Source organism: Mesorhizobium sp. Mes31 (assembly GCF_024519675.1).
GTDB lineage: Bacteria > Pseudomonadota > Alphaproteobacteria > Rhizobiales > Rhizobiaceae > Mesorhizobium.
In genome coordinates, this window is the sequence record NZ_JALJRL010000013.1 from 109,770 (window position 1) to 124,697 (window position 14,928).

The window sequence follows — 14,928 nt, forward strand, 5'->3', positions numbered from 1 at the left end:
ATGGCCGCGATCGAAAGCAACCGTCCGGACACAGACGAGGGCGGCATGGGCTATCTTCAGAGCCTGCCCAGGCGCGTCGTGACCGTCTATCTTCCGCTGCTGGTGTTCGTCATCGTGCTTCTGTTCCCGTTCTACTGGATGACGATCACGGCGGTGAAACCCAATCTCGAGATGACGGATTACGCGAATTTCAACCCGTTCTGGGTCGTGCATCCAACTCTCGAGCATATCCGCTATCTTCTCTTCGAGACGTCGTACCCCGGCTGGCTGCTCAACACGATCATCATCTCGACGGCCGCCACGTTCCTGTCACTGCTTGCTTCGGTGTTTGCGGCCTATGCGATCGAACGCTTGAGGTTCTCCGGGTCGCGCCAGGTTGGTCTGGCGGTCTTCCTGGCCTATCTCGTGCCGCCCTCAATCCTGTTCATTCCACTGTCGGTAATGGTGTTCAAACTCGGCCTTTACGACACGCCGTTCGCTCTGATCCTTACCTACCCGACCTTCCTCATCCCGTTCTGCACATGGCTGTTGATGGGTTACTTCCGCTCGATCCCGTTCGAACTGGAAGAATGCGCGCTGATCGACGGGGCGAGCCGCTGGCAGATCCTCACCAAGATCGTGCTGCCGCTGTCGGTGCCCGGCCTAATTTCCGCCGGCATCTTCGCCTTCACCCTGTCCTGGAACGAGTTCATCTATGCGCTGACCTTCATCCAGTCCTCCGAAAACAAGACCGTCCCGGTCGGCGTGCTTACCGAGCTCGTGCGCTCGGACGTCTACGAATGGGGAGCCCTTATGGCAGGCGCACTGATCGGCTCCCTGCCGGTGGTGGTGCTCTATTCATTCTTCGTCGAGCACTACGTTTCCTCGATGACGGGGGCTGTGAAGGAGTGAGGCCTTGCTGCAGTCGCGTTCCGAAAGCGCGCTCGCAGAAACACCGCGGGCCTGGCCTTGTCGGAAGTTGGAACTCCGTCCTCAAGCGACATCGGGATTGAGGCAAAGCCATGCTTGTGTCGGCTTTCGGCTTGCTCTGACTAGCCGAATGACCAGCGCCATCGCCGCTGCCATCGAGAAGGAAACTGAGAATGTCCTCGCATAAGATCGCTGTCATCGGCGGTGACGGTATTGGGCCGGAGGTCGTCGAGGCCGGGGTGAGGGTGCTGGAAGCCTTGGCTGCTGTCGAGCCGGGTCTTGCCTTCGCTTTCAAGCGCTTCGACTGGGGCTCGGATTACTATCGCCGCAATGGCTCCATGATGCCGTCGAACGGGCTCGAACAGATCAAGGACTTCGATGCGATCTATTTCGGCTCGGTCGGCGACCCTAATCTCCCCGACGATATCACGCTTTGGGGTCTGCGTCTGGCCATCTGCCAGGGGTTCGACCAGTACGCCAATGTGCGGCCGACGCGCCTCCTCCCTGGACTGACTGGTCCGCTGCGGCCCGAACTCGGCAAGCAGATAGACTGGGTAATCGTCCGCGAAAACAGCGAAGGCGAATATGCCGGCGTCGGTGGTCGAGCCCATCGCGGCCTGCCGATCGAGGTTGGTATGGATGTCGCGATTTTTACCCGCACCGGCATCGAGCGGATCGCCCGTTTCGCCTGCAACCTTGCCATGTCGCGCCCGCGCAAGCTGCTGACCGTCGTTACAAAGTCGAATGCGCAGCGCCACGGCATGGTGTTCTGGGACGAAGTCGTTCGCGAGGTGGTTCGCGACTACCCCGGCCTGACTGTCGACTGGATGCTGGTCGACGCCATGACCCAGCGCATGGTCAACAAGCCCGGCAGCATCGACACGGTGTTGGCGACCAACCTCCATGCCGACATTCTCTCAGATCTGGCCGCCGCGCTTGGCGGTTCGCTCGGCATCGGTCCGACGTCGAATATTGACCCGTCGCGTAGCCGTCCGTCCATGTTCGAACCCATTCATGGCTCGGCCTTTGACATCACCGGCAAGGGGGTGGCCAATCCGCTGGGTGCGTTCTGGACGGCAAGCCTGATGCTTGACCATCTCGGTGAGCAGGCTGCAGCGCGTCGCCTTATGGTTGCGATCGAGATTGTCACCGACCGCGGAGAGTTTCTTAGCCCGGATCTTGGCGGTACCGCGAGCACGGCAGAGGTTACGGCCGCCGTGATCGGGGCACTTCGCGCCAACTAGCGAGCACGACTTTGGCAGAGTTTTAGCAATGGGGCGAGCCGTAGAGGAAGCGCCATCGCGGGTAAACTTCCTCAAACAAAAGCGCAGTAGGCGCTTTGACTAGATGGGTTTTGCGCCTGAATTATCGGTTCTCGTAGGCGCTCTCAGCTATGGCGGATGGGGAAGAGACATAAATAAAATCAGTCAGTTATGGGCGTTTGTGTGCAAAAAATGCACACGAAAATTCTGCTTCTATTCCATTTCCGATCCTGCGATAGACCCGCCGATCAGTCTTTTGCCTGGCCGTGTGCCGCTACCAGTCGCCAGTTCGACCATGAGGATCACCGCCGTATCCACCCCCAGCCGTCTGTTGCCAGGTTGGTGTTCTGCGATCAATTGCGCATCTCCGACGGGGTTGAGCCAACAAAGCGCTGTTGCGTCTCCGCTGCGAGCATCCTTCGGGCACCGCGACATATTCTTGGGCACCCTTGATTATATCGCACCCGCTCTTGACCTGAATGCACTCGGCTACCCAGACGTCGCGATCGATCGCCGGCCAGGAGTTCGAGTCGGAAGAGCGCTACCCCCTGTTCCCCCACCAAGTCGACTGCCGTGACGCCGGATGATTGCGAGGACTACATTGTCCGGAAGTGATCGACAAAGTTCCCGGCTTGAAGGGCGGCCCGAGCTACAGCTACGCGCTCGAGCGTACTTGCAGCATTTCGGCTGGCTGCCGGCCTCGGCAATTGGTGGCTTTTTTCAGCCGCTTCTTCGGCATCGGAAGGTAGGCGCCGGCCGCTGACAAGAAACGCTCCATCGTCATCTTCGTCACCGACGGTGAGAATGAAGAGGCCGACGAAGCGCGGACGATTCGCCTCGGAACAGCGCGGCGACCAGGTCTATTTCCTGTTCATGGGCGCCTGCGAGCACAGTGTCGACTTCAAGTTCCTCAACCGTATCGCGAAGCGCTTCAACAACACCGGCGTCGTCATCGTGCGGGACCTCGACGGGTTCGTCGACCTTTCCGACGACGAGCTTAACGCACGTCTGCTCGGCCCTGAACTACTCGAGTGGCTCCGCTCCTGAGCCTGCGGGCGTTTCGTCTCCAGTCGGAGTTCGGGAACAGAATACTTCCATGGGAATTAAACCCGTATAACCAAGGAGAGCCCCATGGACCACACCAACCACGTTCGCCTCACCGGCGCGGAACTTACCCCGGATTTGCTGGAAGGCGCCACCATTTACGGCCCTGATGACAGCGAGATCGGCTCAGTTAATCATGTTCACGGCTCGGGAGCGGCTGCGCGGGTCATCATCGATGTCGGCGGATTCCTCGGTATCGGCGCGAAGCCGGTCGCTGTGGCGGCGAGCGAGCTCGATTTCATGCGGGATGAGGATGGGGATATTCATGCCTCCACCAGCTGGACAAAAGACAGCTCAAGGCAATGCCTGAGCATAAGGACTAAGGCGAGGGGGCAGCGCTCGCTCACTTGAGCGCTGCCCCCTCGCGCTCCAACTGCCTACAAATCCCGGACTTTCGTGGGCTGGACGAACCCTCCCATCGACGGTATCATCACCGTCGAAGTTTTTTGGGAGCGGGGCTGCGACACTCTCATTTGACATATCGGAGGCGATTTTCGATGTGGAAGACAATTGGCAGGCTTCGAATATCCAGGCGGACTTGGGAAATAATTCTTCAGGGAATGAGAAGTCCGAGAGGATCGGTATATTACCGCAGTATCTGGCGGTGATATGCCCAAAGCGGCGCCCGATCCGTTTGGCCGTCGCCGATATTTCAAGCCGGCATTTCAAATGGTCCTGTTGGCCGAGTTGGCACAACCGACCAGATTTTCGTTGTTCTCCCAATAGGTAAAATCTGACTGTCACGAGCGGGATGGGCAAGGACAGTTAACATCGGCCATGTCGTTGTGCATCCCGAAGATGCCTCGATCGCATGAACCGGTCATCGTGCCCCTGCTAGGTCGCCGATTGGCTTCCGAGACGCCGCTTCATTCGTTCGCGGGTCAATGTCGATCACGGACAGTCTCGTCGCCATGATTGGTGCGTATCGCGCAGAGCTATGCCCCGACGAAGCCTCATATGAGGCGAGAGCTCGCTGCGCGAGCAGTCTCTCGACGACCCCACACCGGACGGATCCGGCCATGATCGCGATACCGGCTACGAATCCCACAATCATCGCCGCCGCGTTGAACGCGCGCCCACCGAAAAATCGTTTTCGCCTTGACATAGATCAAATCTGCATGAGATGGTTCTATTCATGCAGAATATGCATGAAGGGCGTACATGGAAACCCGAGACCTTCAGACCTTTCTTGCGGTTGCTGCCTGCGGCAGCATTACCAAGGCGGCTGATATGCTCGGGCGTTCCCAGCCCGCCGTGACACGCACCATTCAGGATCTCGAGGGAGAACTCGGCTTCGAATTGCTGCACAGGATCGGTCGACGGGTGCAGTTGTCTGAAGAGGGAGTTGCCTTCGAGGAAGAAGCGCGGCGTCTGCTGATGTCGTTCACGGAACTTGCTGCTCGGGCAAAGATGATTGCCGCTGGCAAGGGCCGGATCCTTCAGGTCGCTACAACTGCCGCAATCGGCAATGGTTTGATCCCGACGGCCTTGGCAGAACTGAAAAATATTGAGCTTCCGTACGAGACGCATATTGGACATTTTCTGTCCTCGACAGTCGCTCAGGAAGTACGCAGCGGACGGGCCGAGATGGGCTTTTCAAGCTTGCCGCTCGATACTCCTGGATTGGATGTCCTACGGCTTTATTCGGCGCCGGTGGTTGTGGCCATGCATGAGGGTGATGCGCTGGCTGAGTTCGATGTGGTTCCGCTGTCTGCTTTCTCCGGTCGTCGACTCGCCACCATCCTCAATCCGCTGCGGTTTCAATCGCATATCTCTCGGACACTGGCGGCCCGCGGTATCGAGACGGGTCCGGTGATCCGGACGAATACTGCCTACAGTGCCCTGTTGATCGCAATCAAAACAGGTGTCGCCGCGATTATCGATCCTCTCACGGCCTACGGCCTGAGCCCCCCTGGCGTCATCATTCGCGCGATCGACATCACCGTTCCATTCTACTGGGGCGTACTTGTTGCCCAAAACCGACCGCTGCGCGCAGTGCCGCAGGCCTTGGTGGAGGCTGTCGAAGCTGTCGCAGAACGGTCGATCGCCGGTTTCACCAGACTGGACCCGGGCATGGCCGGCCAACTAGTGACCGGTCCCGGATCGAGCATAAATTACGGAACCGGAATATGAGGCATACTTCCACCTCGGCAGTGACCACGGGCCTTGCCGCGCTAGAAGCAAAGCTTGAGCAGGATCTCGACTTTCTAGAGCTGCCCGCCAAGCCCTGGGTCCCCGCGCTTTCGCGTGATGGCGTGCCGGTCCGTGACGTCGTCGTCATAGGTGCCGGCATGTGCGGACTTGCGGCCACGGCAAAGCTGGTGCTGAGCGGGATCACCAATGTCGTCGCCTATGATGCGGCTCCGGCCGGGCTCGAGGGGCCGTGGGTAACGTTTGCCCGCATGCAAACACTCCGGTCACCGAAGACCCTCAACGGTCCGTCGCTGGGCCTGCCGCAGCTGACGTTCCGTGCCTGGTTCACGGCACAATGGGGCGTCGAAGCCTGGCAGTCGCTGGACAAAATCCCCAGGGGCCAGTGGATGGATTACCTGGTCTGGTATCGCAAAGTCCTTGCTCTACCGGTGCGCAACGGCGTGCGGATGACGGGCATATCGCCTGTTGGTGATTTCATCGCAGTCGATATCGAGGGCGCCGAAACAGGCCGGGTTCTCACCCGTCATCTCGTTCTGGCCACAGGCCGGTCGGGTCTCGGCGGTTTTGCCGTGCCCGATTTCCTTAGGGGTATCGACCACGCCTTTTGGGCTCATTCCGCCGACGACATCGATTTTGGTGCGCTTAAAGGTAAGCGCGTGGCGGTCATCGGTGCCGGTGCCTCGTCGATGGACAATGCCGCAACGGCGCTCGAAGCGGGCGCCGGCTCTGTGGACATGTTGATCCGGCGCAAGGAAATGCCGCGCATCAACAAGCTGACCGGCATAGGCAGCCAGGGTGTCGTCCTCGGCATGTACCATTTGCCCGATGACTGGAAGTGGAAGTTCTTCGACTACACCGCCTCGACCCAGACGCCGCCGCCGCGTTCATCGACGCTTCGGGTGTCTCGTCATGCCAATGCTCGGTTCTTTCTCGACTGCGGCATAATCGCGGTAAAGCAAGATGCGGAAGGCCTTCTGGTCGAAACCACACAAGGGCCGATGCGCTACGATTTCATGATCGCGGCAACCGGCTTTTCGAACGACTTCAGCGACCGCCCGGAATTTGCAGCACTCGCCCCATACATCCGCACCTGGTCGGATGGTCGATATACGTCGGATATGGGACCCTCGCGTACGGGCATGTCGGATGCCCCGGATCTCGGTCCTGCCTTCGAATTTCGCGAACGCGTCCCCGGCTCTTGCCCGATGCTGGCGCATATCCACTGCTTCAACGACGCCGCCATGCTGACCCACGGCAAGGTCTCCGGTGATATCCCGGCTGTCAGTGCGGGCGCCGACCGCCTGGTCCGCGGCATTACCGCATCGCTTTTTGCCGAAGACGTCGAAACCCACTTCGCCAATCTCATTGCTTACGACACCCCGGAACTCCTGGGCGATGAGTGGGTGGATTCAACTCCCTTGCTGCATAAGGAGGCCGCGCTGTGATCGACGCGATGGACAAGGCCGCGGGTCTTTCACCGGATGATGCCCTTTTCGCCGCACGGCGGTTCAGGCCCGAATTCGTGCGGGGGGGCGGAAGAATGTCGCGTCTCCGTGTTGCAGCCGGCAAACGATCAGGGGCTGGCACCGAATTTAAGGGTTGCCCTGGCCCGTCGCATGGCAGCCCTGAATGGCGATCCGGTCCTGATGGCCGAATATGATTTGCAACTGGCTCAGCTTGGTCCGACTGACGAGCTTCTGGCCTTGGCCCATGGTGAAACGGATTTCAATGAACCCCTGGCGACCATCGTCGGTCATGTTGACCTAATCACCCTGACGCCGAAAAAGGCGGAAGCGAGTCATATCGCCCTGCTTGCCAAGGTCGGATTGAACAATCCTCAGATCGTCGCGCTCTCGGAGCTGATTGCCTTTGTCAACTTCCAGACACGGGTGGCGGCCGGCTTGCGCCTGATGAGGTCGAGATGATTTCCTCGGTTCGTCTGAAGCCATTGAATTGGCATCCCTACATCGCGCCGGTCGAGCTATCTGAAGCCACGCCGGAACAGCTTGAAGCGATGAAGGTCACGCCATCGGCCAAGAAAGTCTCGGAATATGTGCGCACCCTTGCGCATGATCCAGAAAGCTATCTGGCGCGGACCATCTTGTTCAACGCAATCATGTATGTCGAAGGCGGGCTTGCTCGTCCCGACCGCGAACTTGGCGCGTTGGGCGCCTCGATCGTCAATGGCTGCAAATTCTGTGCCGTTGTTCACGCCCGCAGGCATGCAGAGTTGACCAAGAGCGACGAAGCGGTCACCGCCCTGTATCTCGACAAACCTGAAGCGCTCGGCCCACGCGATGCTGCAATCTACAGCTTTGCCCGCCGCCTGTCGGCGGCACCATCGGTAGCGAAGGCGGACGATATCGCGGCGCTTCGATCTGTCGGCATGGATGATCGCGAAATCATAGACCTGATCCACGCCATATCGATTTTCGGCTGGGCTAACCGGCTGATGCACGTTCTCGGCCATGCGGAAAGCGGGTGATGATGTCGCATGCGGTCGAGGCACTCCGTCCCACACTGTGAAGGGCACCAACCAGAATGCTTGAACTCAAAGACATAAAGCTGTCCTACGGAAGCACACAGGTCCTGAACGGCGTCAATCTCTCGGTGAAGCGCGGAGATGTGGTGTCAATCATCGGCCCCAGCGGTACGGGTAAGACCACGCTGCTGAAGTGCATCAACTACCTCGCTAAGCCGACATCTGGGACCATCGCATTCGATCAAATCCAGATGGATTACCAGCATGTTGATAAGACGGCGGTCCAGGCGATCCGGTTGCGGACGGCAATGGTCTTCCAGCAGTTCAACGTCTTCAAGAACATGACGGTCATTCAGAACGTGATGGATCCGCTTGTTGTCGTGCAGCGCAAATCCAAGGAAGAGGCACGGGAAATCGCCGTGCGAGAGCTTGAGCGCGTCGGCCTCTCCTCGAAGCGAGACAGCTATCCGTCTCAACTCTCGGGCGGCCAACTTCAGCGTACGGGTATCGCCCGAGCGCTAGCGGTTCGCCCGGATGTGATGCTCTTCGACGAACCCACGTCATCGTTGGATCCTGAACTCGTTGGTGAGGTTCTGAAGGTGATCAAAGACGTCACATCGTCAGGGCTCACTTCGCTGCTGGTGACCCACGAGATGCAATTCGCAAGGAACATCTCAAACCGGATCGTCTTCATGGATGGAGGCGTCGTTGCCGCGGACGGCAGTCCGACCGAGATCTTTGATAGACCCACCAGCCCACGCCTTGCCCAATTCCTGCAGTCAGAACTCGCATTTCAATAGTCCAACAAGAAGGGAACCCAAGAAATGTCTACTATAAAATCCAATTTTTCCCGTCGCTATGCCCTGGCCGTCGCGGGGAGCATCGCAATAGCCCTTGCAACAGCGGGGATCAGCTATGGTCAGACTGTTCGGACAATCAAGATCGCGACGTCTGCCGAATCCAAGCCGCTGGCATGGGGCGCGATCGGCGTCGAACCACAAGGATATGAACCCGAACTCCTAAAAGCGATCAACGCAAAGCTGCCGCAGTACAAATTCGAAATGGAAGGTGTCTCCGATATCGCGCAGGAAACCGGCCTCGCCACAGGCAAGTACGATATCGCGGTCGGCGGCTTCTACAAGTCGCCCGAGCGCGCCAAGCAGTTCCTCATCCCGGAAAACCCGATGGGTGCGAGCCTGATGAAGATCTACAGCAAAAAAGACAGCGGCATCAAGGAAATGAAGGATCTTGTCGGCAAGAGGATCGTTCCGCTCAATGCCGGCGGCGGAACCTACAAATTCGTCATGAACTGGCAGAAGGAAAATCCGCAATACAAGCTTGACGTGACGGCTTCGAGCGCCGGCATCCCGTACCCGAACCGGCTGGATGAGGTTCAGAACGGCAAGTTCGACGCGCTGGTCCTGCCATCGAACCTGGGTGAGCAGACCGTGATCGAGGAGAAGAAGCTCGACATCGTGGCGTCCGAACCGGTCTTCAGCAACAACACCTACATGCTGATTCACCAGTCGGACGAAAACAAGGTTCTGGCCGACGATGTGAGCAAGGTCCTCAAGGAATTGAAAGACGACGGCACGATCGAAAAGCTCTCGCAGAAGTGGTTCGGCGAGGGCATCGTCCAGTACATGAAGTAAGACGACGCCTGCAATCATACTGGTCAGTCAGCGGCAAGGCTTAATTGCAAGAAGGAGTGCTTCAAAGTGGATGTTTCTGCTATGATCCCCGAGTTGCTCTCGGCGTTGCCGCTGACGCTCGCCATTACGTTTACGGCCATTGTCGTCGGGTTCTGCCTGGCGCTCGTGGCGTCGACTCTGCGAATCCGCAGGGTGCCGGTGATCAGCAACCTGGTCGACCTTTACGTGTCGTACGCGCGCAGTGTTCCCGTGGTGCTGCAACTTTTCGTCGCGTTCCACGGGCTTCCCCTTCTGGTGGCCCTGTTCGGCGCCGCCGATTTCTTCTCGCCAAACGTCGCCGCCATGGTGGGGCTCAGCCTCTATCATGGTGGCTACCTTTCCGAGGTCATGCGGCCTGCATATCTGGCGGTCGATCGCGGCCAGCACGATGCGGCCGACAGCCTGGGCTATACCTTCAGGCAAAAGATATTCCGCATCGTCGGCCCTCAAGCCATACATATCGGCCTGCCGGGATACGGAAACTCCATCATCTACCTGATCCATAACGTCGCGCTGGTCATGTATATCGGGGCGGCGGACGTGATGGCGACCGCGCACCTGATCATGGAGCGGGACTACAACCAGTACCAGTTCGAGACCTATCTCGTGCTGGCGGTCATCTATTCCGTGTTGTGCCTGATCGCGTGGCTTATCATTCGCTTCTTCGAGCTTCGCTCGCCCATGCAGGCGCCAGAGGCGACGGCCACAACTCAGATCAAGCACGCGCTCATCTCGAACGCCTGACCTAACGAAGGTATTCAGCCATGTTCGACACCGAGATCTTGCTCCAGGACACGCGGGAAATTCTGGGAGCCGTACCTATAACGCTTGGAATGGCGCTCTTGATCTTCCCCCTTTCCGTTATAGTCGGCAGCCTGTTTGCCCTTGTCGAATACAGACGTGTCCCTGTGCTTCGAGAGCTTGTCATGATCTACAAGATCATCCTGAAGGGTGTCCCGATGGTGATCGTGATTTTCCTGTCCTATTTCGGCCTGCCCACGGCCTTGCAATTCCTGTACTCGGCGCTCGGGATCGACGCCAACGCCCACGAGATGCCGAACTGGATCATCCTCGTCATCGCGATTACCGGCTGTGTCGCTGCCTTTCAGGCGGAGATCATCAAAGGCGCCCTCAACGCCTTTGATACCGGCCAGTCGGACGCGGCCTATTCGCTGGGTTACACAGGCGGCCAGCTCTTCCGACGGGTCTTGTTTCCGCAGGTGGCCCTCACCGCGATTCCCGACCTGACGACCTCGATGATGGTCATCATGAAGGCACTTTCCCTTGGGTTCGCCATCGAGGTCATCGATATCTTCGCGCAATCCCAACTGACAGCCGCGCTGAACTACTACTACCTCGAAGCCTTCGTGATCGCCGTCGTGATCTACATGGTGATTGCCTATATGGTCACCCAGATTGCCGACAGGCTGGAGCAGGCTTTGAGGGTGCGGACCTAACGGTAGCCTCCTTGCAGCTCTCTTGAGCGGAATTCGTTCAGCTGAATCGCAGTCTCGCAGGAACCTGCGATAACCTCTCAGCATCGAGACAGGCGGCCAGTGGTTGCCCATGAGTTGCCGGCCGGCATCACCCGACGCCGTTCAGCCGGCGCCATCTCGAAGAGTAATTGGGCGGTAAATCAAGCGGTCAACGACGCGGCTGCAATTTTGGCACGGGTTGGGGGCAGCGACAGTCTTGGGCCTCAATGACTGCAACAGGAGCATTACTATGCGGGTCAGTATTCTGGGCGCCGGGGCGATCGCTTACGGCCTTGCCGCCTATTTGGCGGAAGCGGGACACGACCCCATGCTTTGGTCGCCGTCCGGAGAGCGCACCAAGAAGTTAGCTGCCGGCGAATTGCTGAAGGCAACGGGGGCTATCGAGGCGAGGGTACCGGTGCGAATCGCCAAGGACTGCAAAGATGCCGTTGCCAATGCAGACGTCGTCATAATCGCGCTGCCGGCTAACGGCCACAAGATGGTGATGGATGCTGCCACTCCTCATCTGAGCGAGGGTGTACCGGTCATCATCAGCTCGCACAGTTCCTTCGGGGCGCTGTATCTTTCCAAGCAGTTGGCCGGGCGCAAGGTCAGCCTGCCGATCATCGTCTGGGGTACAACGCTCGTAACCGGCCGCCAGCGCGGACCAACTGAAATCGATGTTGCCAGCATTCGCCAGAAACTTGATGTTGCGACGCTGCCTTTCAATGCGCTGGACCAAGGGTTCGAGCTTTGCACGAACTTGTTCGGCGATCGTTTCGTCAAGCGCGACGGTCTGCTTGCGATCGCGCTCAGCAACCTCAATCCGCAGAACCATCTGGGAATTGCCCTTCTCAATCTCACGCGCATGGAGAAGGCCGAGCAATGGAGCCAGGGGGGGAACGTCACCCCGGCCGTTGGCCGCGTTATCGAGGCTCTCGACGCCGAACGATTGGCGATCGCTGCCCATTTTGGCATAGCCGTACGCACCGTCGAAGAGCATTTTTCATTGTCGTTCCATGTCCCCATGAGCACCGTTTCGAAAATGAACCAGGAGATGGATCGCCAAGGCCGAGGGGGCTTTGGCCCGACAACGATCGAAAGCCGCTATATTCTCGAGGATGTTCCGTTCGGACTGCTGCCGACCGTACTTTTGGGGAAGATCAGCGGAAATCCAGCGGCCCTCCACGAATCTGGAATTTCCATATTGTCGGCGGCTTATGGCCGTGACCTCAAGGGAGATAATGACATTCTTCCTGCACTCGGTATCGAGGCCATGGCAAAAGCGGATCTCGAAAACCTCTGCCGTAGGGGATTCTAACAACTCTTCAGAGTGGATTGCCGCATAGGCCAATACACCCGATAAGCCGCCGGCGGTGCCCGCCGGCGAGCAAATGGCAGTCTCCCCGGCGAGCACAGGCCGACGCTCGAATCGATATTGCCATATCCCCTCCAGGGGGATAGGAATAGAGCCATGAGCGAACAGCCGCACGTCCACGAAACTCACCCCGACATTGTCAAGCGCCTGAAACGGGCCGACGGGCATCTCAAAGGCATAATTGAGATGATCGAGGCGGGCCGCCCCTGCCCAGATATCGCCCAGCAACTTCATGCGGTCGAAAAGGCCATCTGCCAGGCCAAGAAGACCCTGATCCAGGACCATCTCAACCATTGCCTTGAAGATGTCGTCGGTCCTTTGGCGCGTGAGCAGCGCCGCTCGATCGACGAGTTCAAGGAAATCACCAAGTACCTGTGAGACGCGGCATGATGGATAAAGTACGTGAATGGTTCGGCTTCGGCCCGATGTCACAGGGTTTCGGCGGGCACGGTCATGACCATGGAGAAGGTGGCCACGGGCACACACATGGCGTCATTGATCCTACGATCGCGACGACGACGCGCGGCATCTGGGCGATCAAATGGTCATTCGTCGTTCTGGCCATCACGGCAGCGCTTCAGCTCGTCGTCGTGATCCTTTCCGGGAGCGTGGCGCTGCTGGCCGACACGATCCACAATGTCGGCGACGCGGTCACAGCCATACCGTTGTGGGTCGCGTTTGTGCTGGTCCGCCGCCAGCCGAGCAAGACGTTCACATACGGCTTGGGCCGCGTCGAAGATCTCGCCGGAATCCTGATCGTTCTCATCATCCTCTTCAGCGCCATCGTCGCCGGCTACGAAGCGATCGACAGGCTGATCAATCCGCGACCTATCGCATTTCTCGGCTGGGTCGCCATCGCTGGCCTCATAGGCTTCATCGGCAATGAGGTCGTCGCGGTGTTCCGCATCCGTGTCGGCCGCGAGATCAACAGCGCGGCACTGATCGCGGATGGCTATCATGCCCGCACGGATGGCTTCACGAGTCTTGCAGTTGTCCTGGGTGCTCTCGGCGTGTGGCTTGGCTTTCCGCTTGCCGATCCGATCATCGGGCTCCTGATCACGCTAGCGATCTTCGCGATCGTTTGGCAATCGTCGAAAGCTGTCCTCACGCGCATGCTCGACGGCGTCGAACCCGGCATCGTCGATGAAATCCGTCATGCCGCCGAGCACGTGCCCGGCATCGAGCGTGTTCAAAGCGTGCAGGCGCGCTGGATCGGGCATCGCCTGCATGCGGACGTTGCCATCGGTGTCCTGGACACCGCGACGGCAAAAGAGGTCCTGAGCGTCACCGAGGCCCTGAAGGAGGAACTGTCTGCTCACTTGCCGGCCCTGGCGGAAGCGAATGTTCGTCTTGAGAACCCGGCCAATCCGCCCGCACCGGGCATGGGAAGCTCTCATGCTCATCATGCTCCCGCGCCCTTCAAGGTCGAGTGCGATCTGGCCGCAGGGACATTGGAAATCGTCGATACGCCTGGCGGCGAGCGGATGCGTCTCACGATCGACCGGCACGCTGATGATTTGACGGCTATGGTGATAATCGACCGACCAAAGGGACCGGAGACACTTCGCCTCGAGCCCGTCGCCGACGATCATCATCGCCTTGAGAGCACCGTGGCCCCTGCCGAACCCCATGAGTTCGAAGCGAGGCTGATCTTGGCAGCGACGAATCGCGAGCAGGTGCTGCCGTTCAAAATGGTCGAGCCGGAAGGCCACCATCACTGAGATGCGGTAGCTATCGATGTCTGCCGCGTCGAGGAACCAATGCTGCGATCTGTACCGCATGGCGGCGTTGCAGCTTGCCATCTGGCTGACCGCAACCGCCGCCCGGTGATCTGAACACCGCGTTTGGCGTCCATGCGCGTCGGATGGTTGCGAGGGGATTGTCCTGCGGTCCAGTGATGATCTCATCGCATCCGGTTGAGATCCGACGGGCGGCTCTGAAAGATCGCCTCCATCGAGAAGAAGCCAGTCACAGTGGCCAAATCGAAATTGGTGATTAGCTGTTGGTAGAAGGCGTCGTAGCCTGCCATCCCCTTGGTGACGACCTTCAGCAGATAGTCCCAATCGCCGCCGATTCGATAGAAGTCGGCAACTTCCGGCAGGCGCTCGACATGCCTGCGGAAGTCGTCGGCCCATTCGCGCGAATGGTGGCGGGTCTTGATCATCACGAAGACAATGAGATCGAAGCCGAGCGCCTGCAGGTTGATCTCCGCATGCGATCCGCGCACAAGCCCGCTTGCATGGAGGCGCTGCAGGCGGCGCCAGCACGCGTTTTGTGAGAGGCCAACCTTTTCGGCAAGATCCCGCTGGGACAGGCTGCTGTCATTTTGCAGGCTGCTCATGATTTTCAGATCAAAGCTATCAATTTCTGACATTTATTCGATCAAATGACCCAAGTTTTGGCAATTGTTGCAGAATTTCGATGGGCATTCAACAGCGGCGCGTGGCTATACTGTGGCACAGGTCAGACAAAC

15 protein-coding genes and 1 pseudogene are annotated in these 14,928 nt (G+C 58.8%); 15 read left to right on the plus strand and 1 reads right to left on the minus strand.

The annotated features are described in order from the left end of the window. The 15 genes and pseudogenes from NR193_RS22040 (at position 1) to NR193_RS22110 (ending at position 14,176) form a co-directional block, all read left to right on the plus strand. Positions 1 to 891, plus strand: a complete 891-nt coding sequence (locus NR193_RS22040; protein WP_256752865.1) for a carbohydrate ABC transporter permease — start codon at positions 1 to 3, stop codon at positions 889 to 891. Between the two features lie 191 nt (positions 892 to 1,082). Continuing rightward, complete coding sequence (locus tag NR193_RS22045) at positions 1,083 to 2,153, plus strand: tartrate dehydrogenase (protein WP_256752866.1); 1,071 nt, start codon at positions 1,083 to 1,085, stop codon at positions 2,151 to 2,153. Positions 2,154 to 2,975: 822 nt separating this feature from the next. Further along, a complete protein-coding gene (locus tag NR193_RS22050) occupies positions 2,976 to 3,218 on the plus strand; it encodes a hypothetical protein (RefSeq protein WP_256752867.1) in 243 nt (80 codons plus the stop codon). Between the two features lie 84 nt (positions 3,219 to 3,302). Then, a pseudogene (locus tag NR193_RS22055) lies at positions 3,303 to 3,598 on the plus strand (PRC-barrel domain containing protein). Positions 3,599 to 4,436: 838 nt separating this feature from the next. After that, positions 4,437 to 5,408 carry a LysR family transcriptional regulator gene (locus NR193_RS22060; protein WP_256752868.1) on the plus strand — a complete coding sequence of 324 codons (972 nt, stop codon included), beginning with the start codon at positions 4,437 to 4,439 and terminating at the stop codon, positions 5,406 to 5,408. After that, a complete protein-coding gene (locus NR193_RS22065) occupies positions 5,405 to 6,874 on the plus strand; it encodes an NAD(P)-binding domain-containing protein (protein ID WP_256752869.1) in 1,470 nt (489 codons plus the stop codon). Before NR193_RS22060 ends, NR193_RS22065 begins: the two co-directional genes overlap by 4 nt. A 171-nt stretch (positions 6,875 to 7,045) precedes the next feature. Next, the gene (locus NR193_RS22070; RefSeq protein WP_256752870.1) at positions 7,046 to 7,354 is read left to right on the plus strand and encodes a hypothetical protein; all 309 of its coding nucleotides are present in this window, start codon (positions 7,046 to 7,048) and stop codon (positions 7,352 to 7,354) included. After that, positions 7,351 to 7,914, plus strand: a complete 564-nt coding sequence (locus NR193_RS22075) for a peroxidase-related enzyme (RefSeq protein WP_256752871.1) — start codon at positions 7,351 to 7,353, stop codon at positions 7,912 to 7,914. Before NR193_RS22070 ends, NR193_RS22075 begins: the two co-directional genes overlap by 4 nt. 56 nt (positions 7,915 to 7,970) lie before the next feature. Beyond that, positions 7,971 to 8,711: an amino acid ABC transporter ATP-binding protein gene (locus NR193_RS22080; protein ID WP_256752872.1), complete on the plus strand. Its 741-nt coding sequence runs from the start codon at positions 7,971 to 7,973 to the stop codon at positions 8,709 to 8,711. A gap of 24 nt (positions 8,712 to 8,735) precedes the next feature. Further along, positions 8,736 to 9,563, plus strand: a complete 828-nt coding sequence (locus NR193_RS22085; protein ID WP_256752873.1) for a transporter substrate-binding domain-containing protein — start codon at positions 8,736 to 8,738, stop codon at positions 9,561 to 9,563. A 66-nt stretch (positions 9,564 to 9,629) separates the two neighbouring features. Then, positions 9,630 to 10,346, plus strand: a complete 717-nt coding sequence (locus NR193_RS22090; protein ID WP_256752874.1) for an amino acid ABC transporter permease — start codon at positions 9,630 to 9,632, stop codon at positions 10,344 to 10,346. Positions 10,347 to 10,366: 20 nt separating this feature from the next. Further along, a complete protein-coding gene (locus NR193_RS22095) occupies positions 10,367 to 11,059 on the plus strand; it encodes an amino acid ABC transporter permease (protein ID WP_256752875.1) in 693 nt (230 codons plus the stop codon). A 268-nt stretch (positions 11,060 to 11,327) separates the two neighbouring features. Continuing rightward, positions 11,328 to 12,398 (plus strand): NAD/NADP octopine/nopaline dehydrogenase family protein, encoded by a 1,071-nt coding sequence (locus tag NR193_RS22100; protein ID WP_256752876.1) that lies wholly within the window; start codon positions 11,328 to 11,330, stop codon positions 12,396 to 12,398. A 153-nt stretch (positions 12,399 to 12,551) separates the two neighbouring features. Next, positions 12,552 to 12,833 (plus strand): metal-sensing transcriptional repressor, encoded by a 282-nt coding sequence (locus NR193_RS22105; RefSeq protein ID WP_256752877.1) that lies wholly within the window; start codon positions 12,552 to 12,554, stop codon positions 12,831 to 12,833. Between the two features lie 8 nt (positions 12,834 to 12,841). Then, on the plus strand, positions 12,842 to 14,176 hold the full coding sequence (locus NR193_RS22110) for a cation diffusion facilitator family transporter (protein ID WP_256752932.1): 1,335 nt from the start codon (positions 12,842 to 12,844) through the stop codon (positions 14,174 to 14,176). Between the two features lie 182 nt (positions 14,177 to 14,358). Here the strand turns inward: NR193_RS22110 and NR193_RS22115 are convergent, their stop codons facing one another. Further along, the gene (locus NR193_RS22115) at positions 14,359 to 14,829 is read right to left on the minus strand and encodes an Lrp/AsnC family transcriptional regulator (RefSeq protein ID WP_256752878.1); all 471 of its coding nucleotides are present in this window, start codon (positions 14,827 to 14,829) and stop codon (positions 14,359 to 14,361) included. Positions 14,830 to 14,928 lie beyond the last annotated feature (99 nt).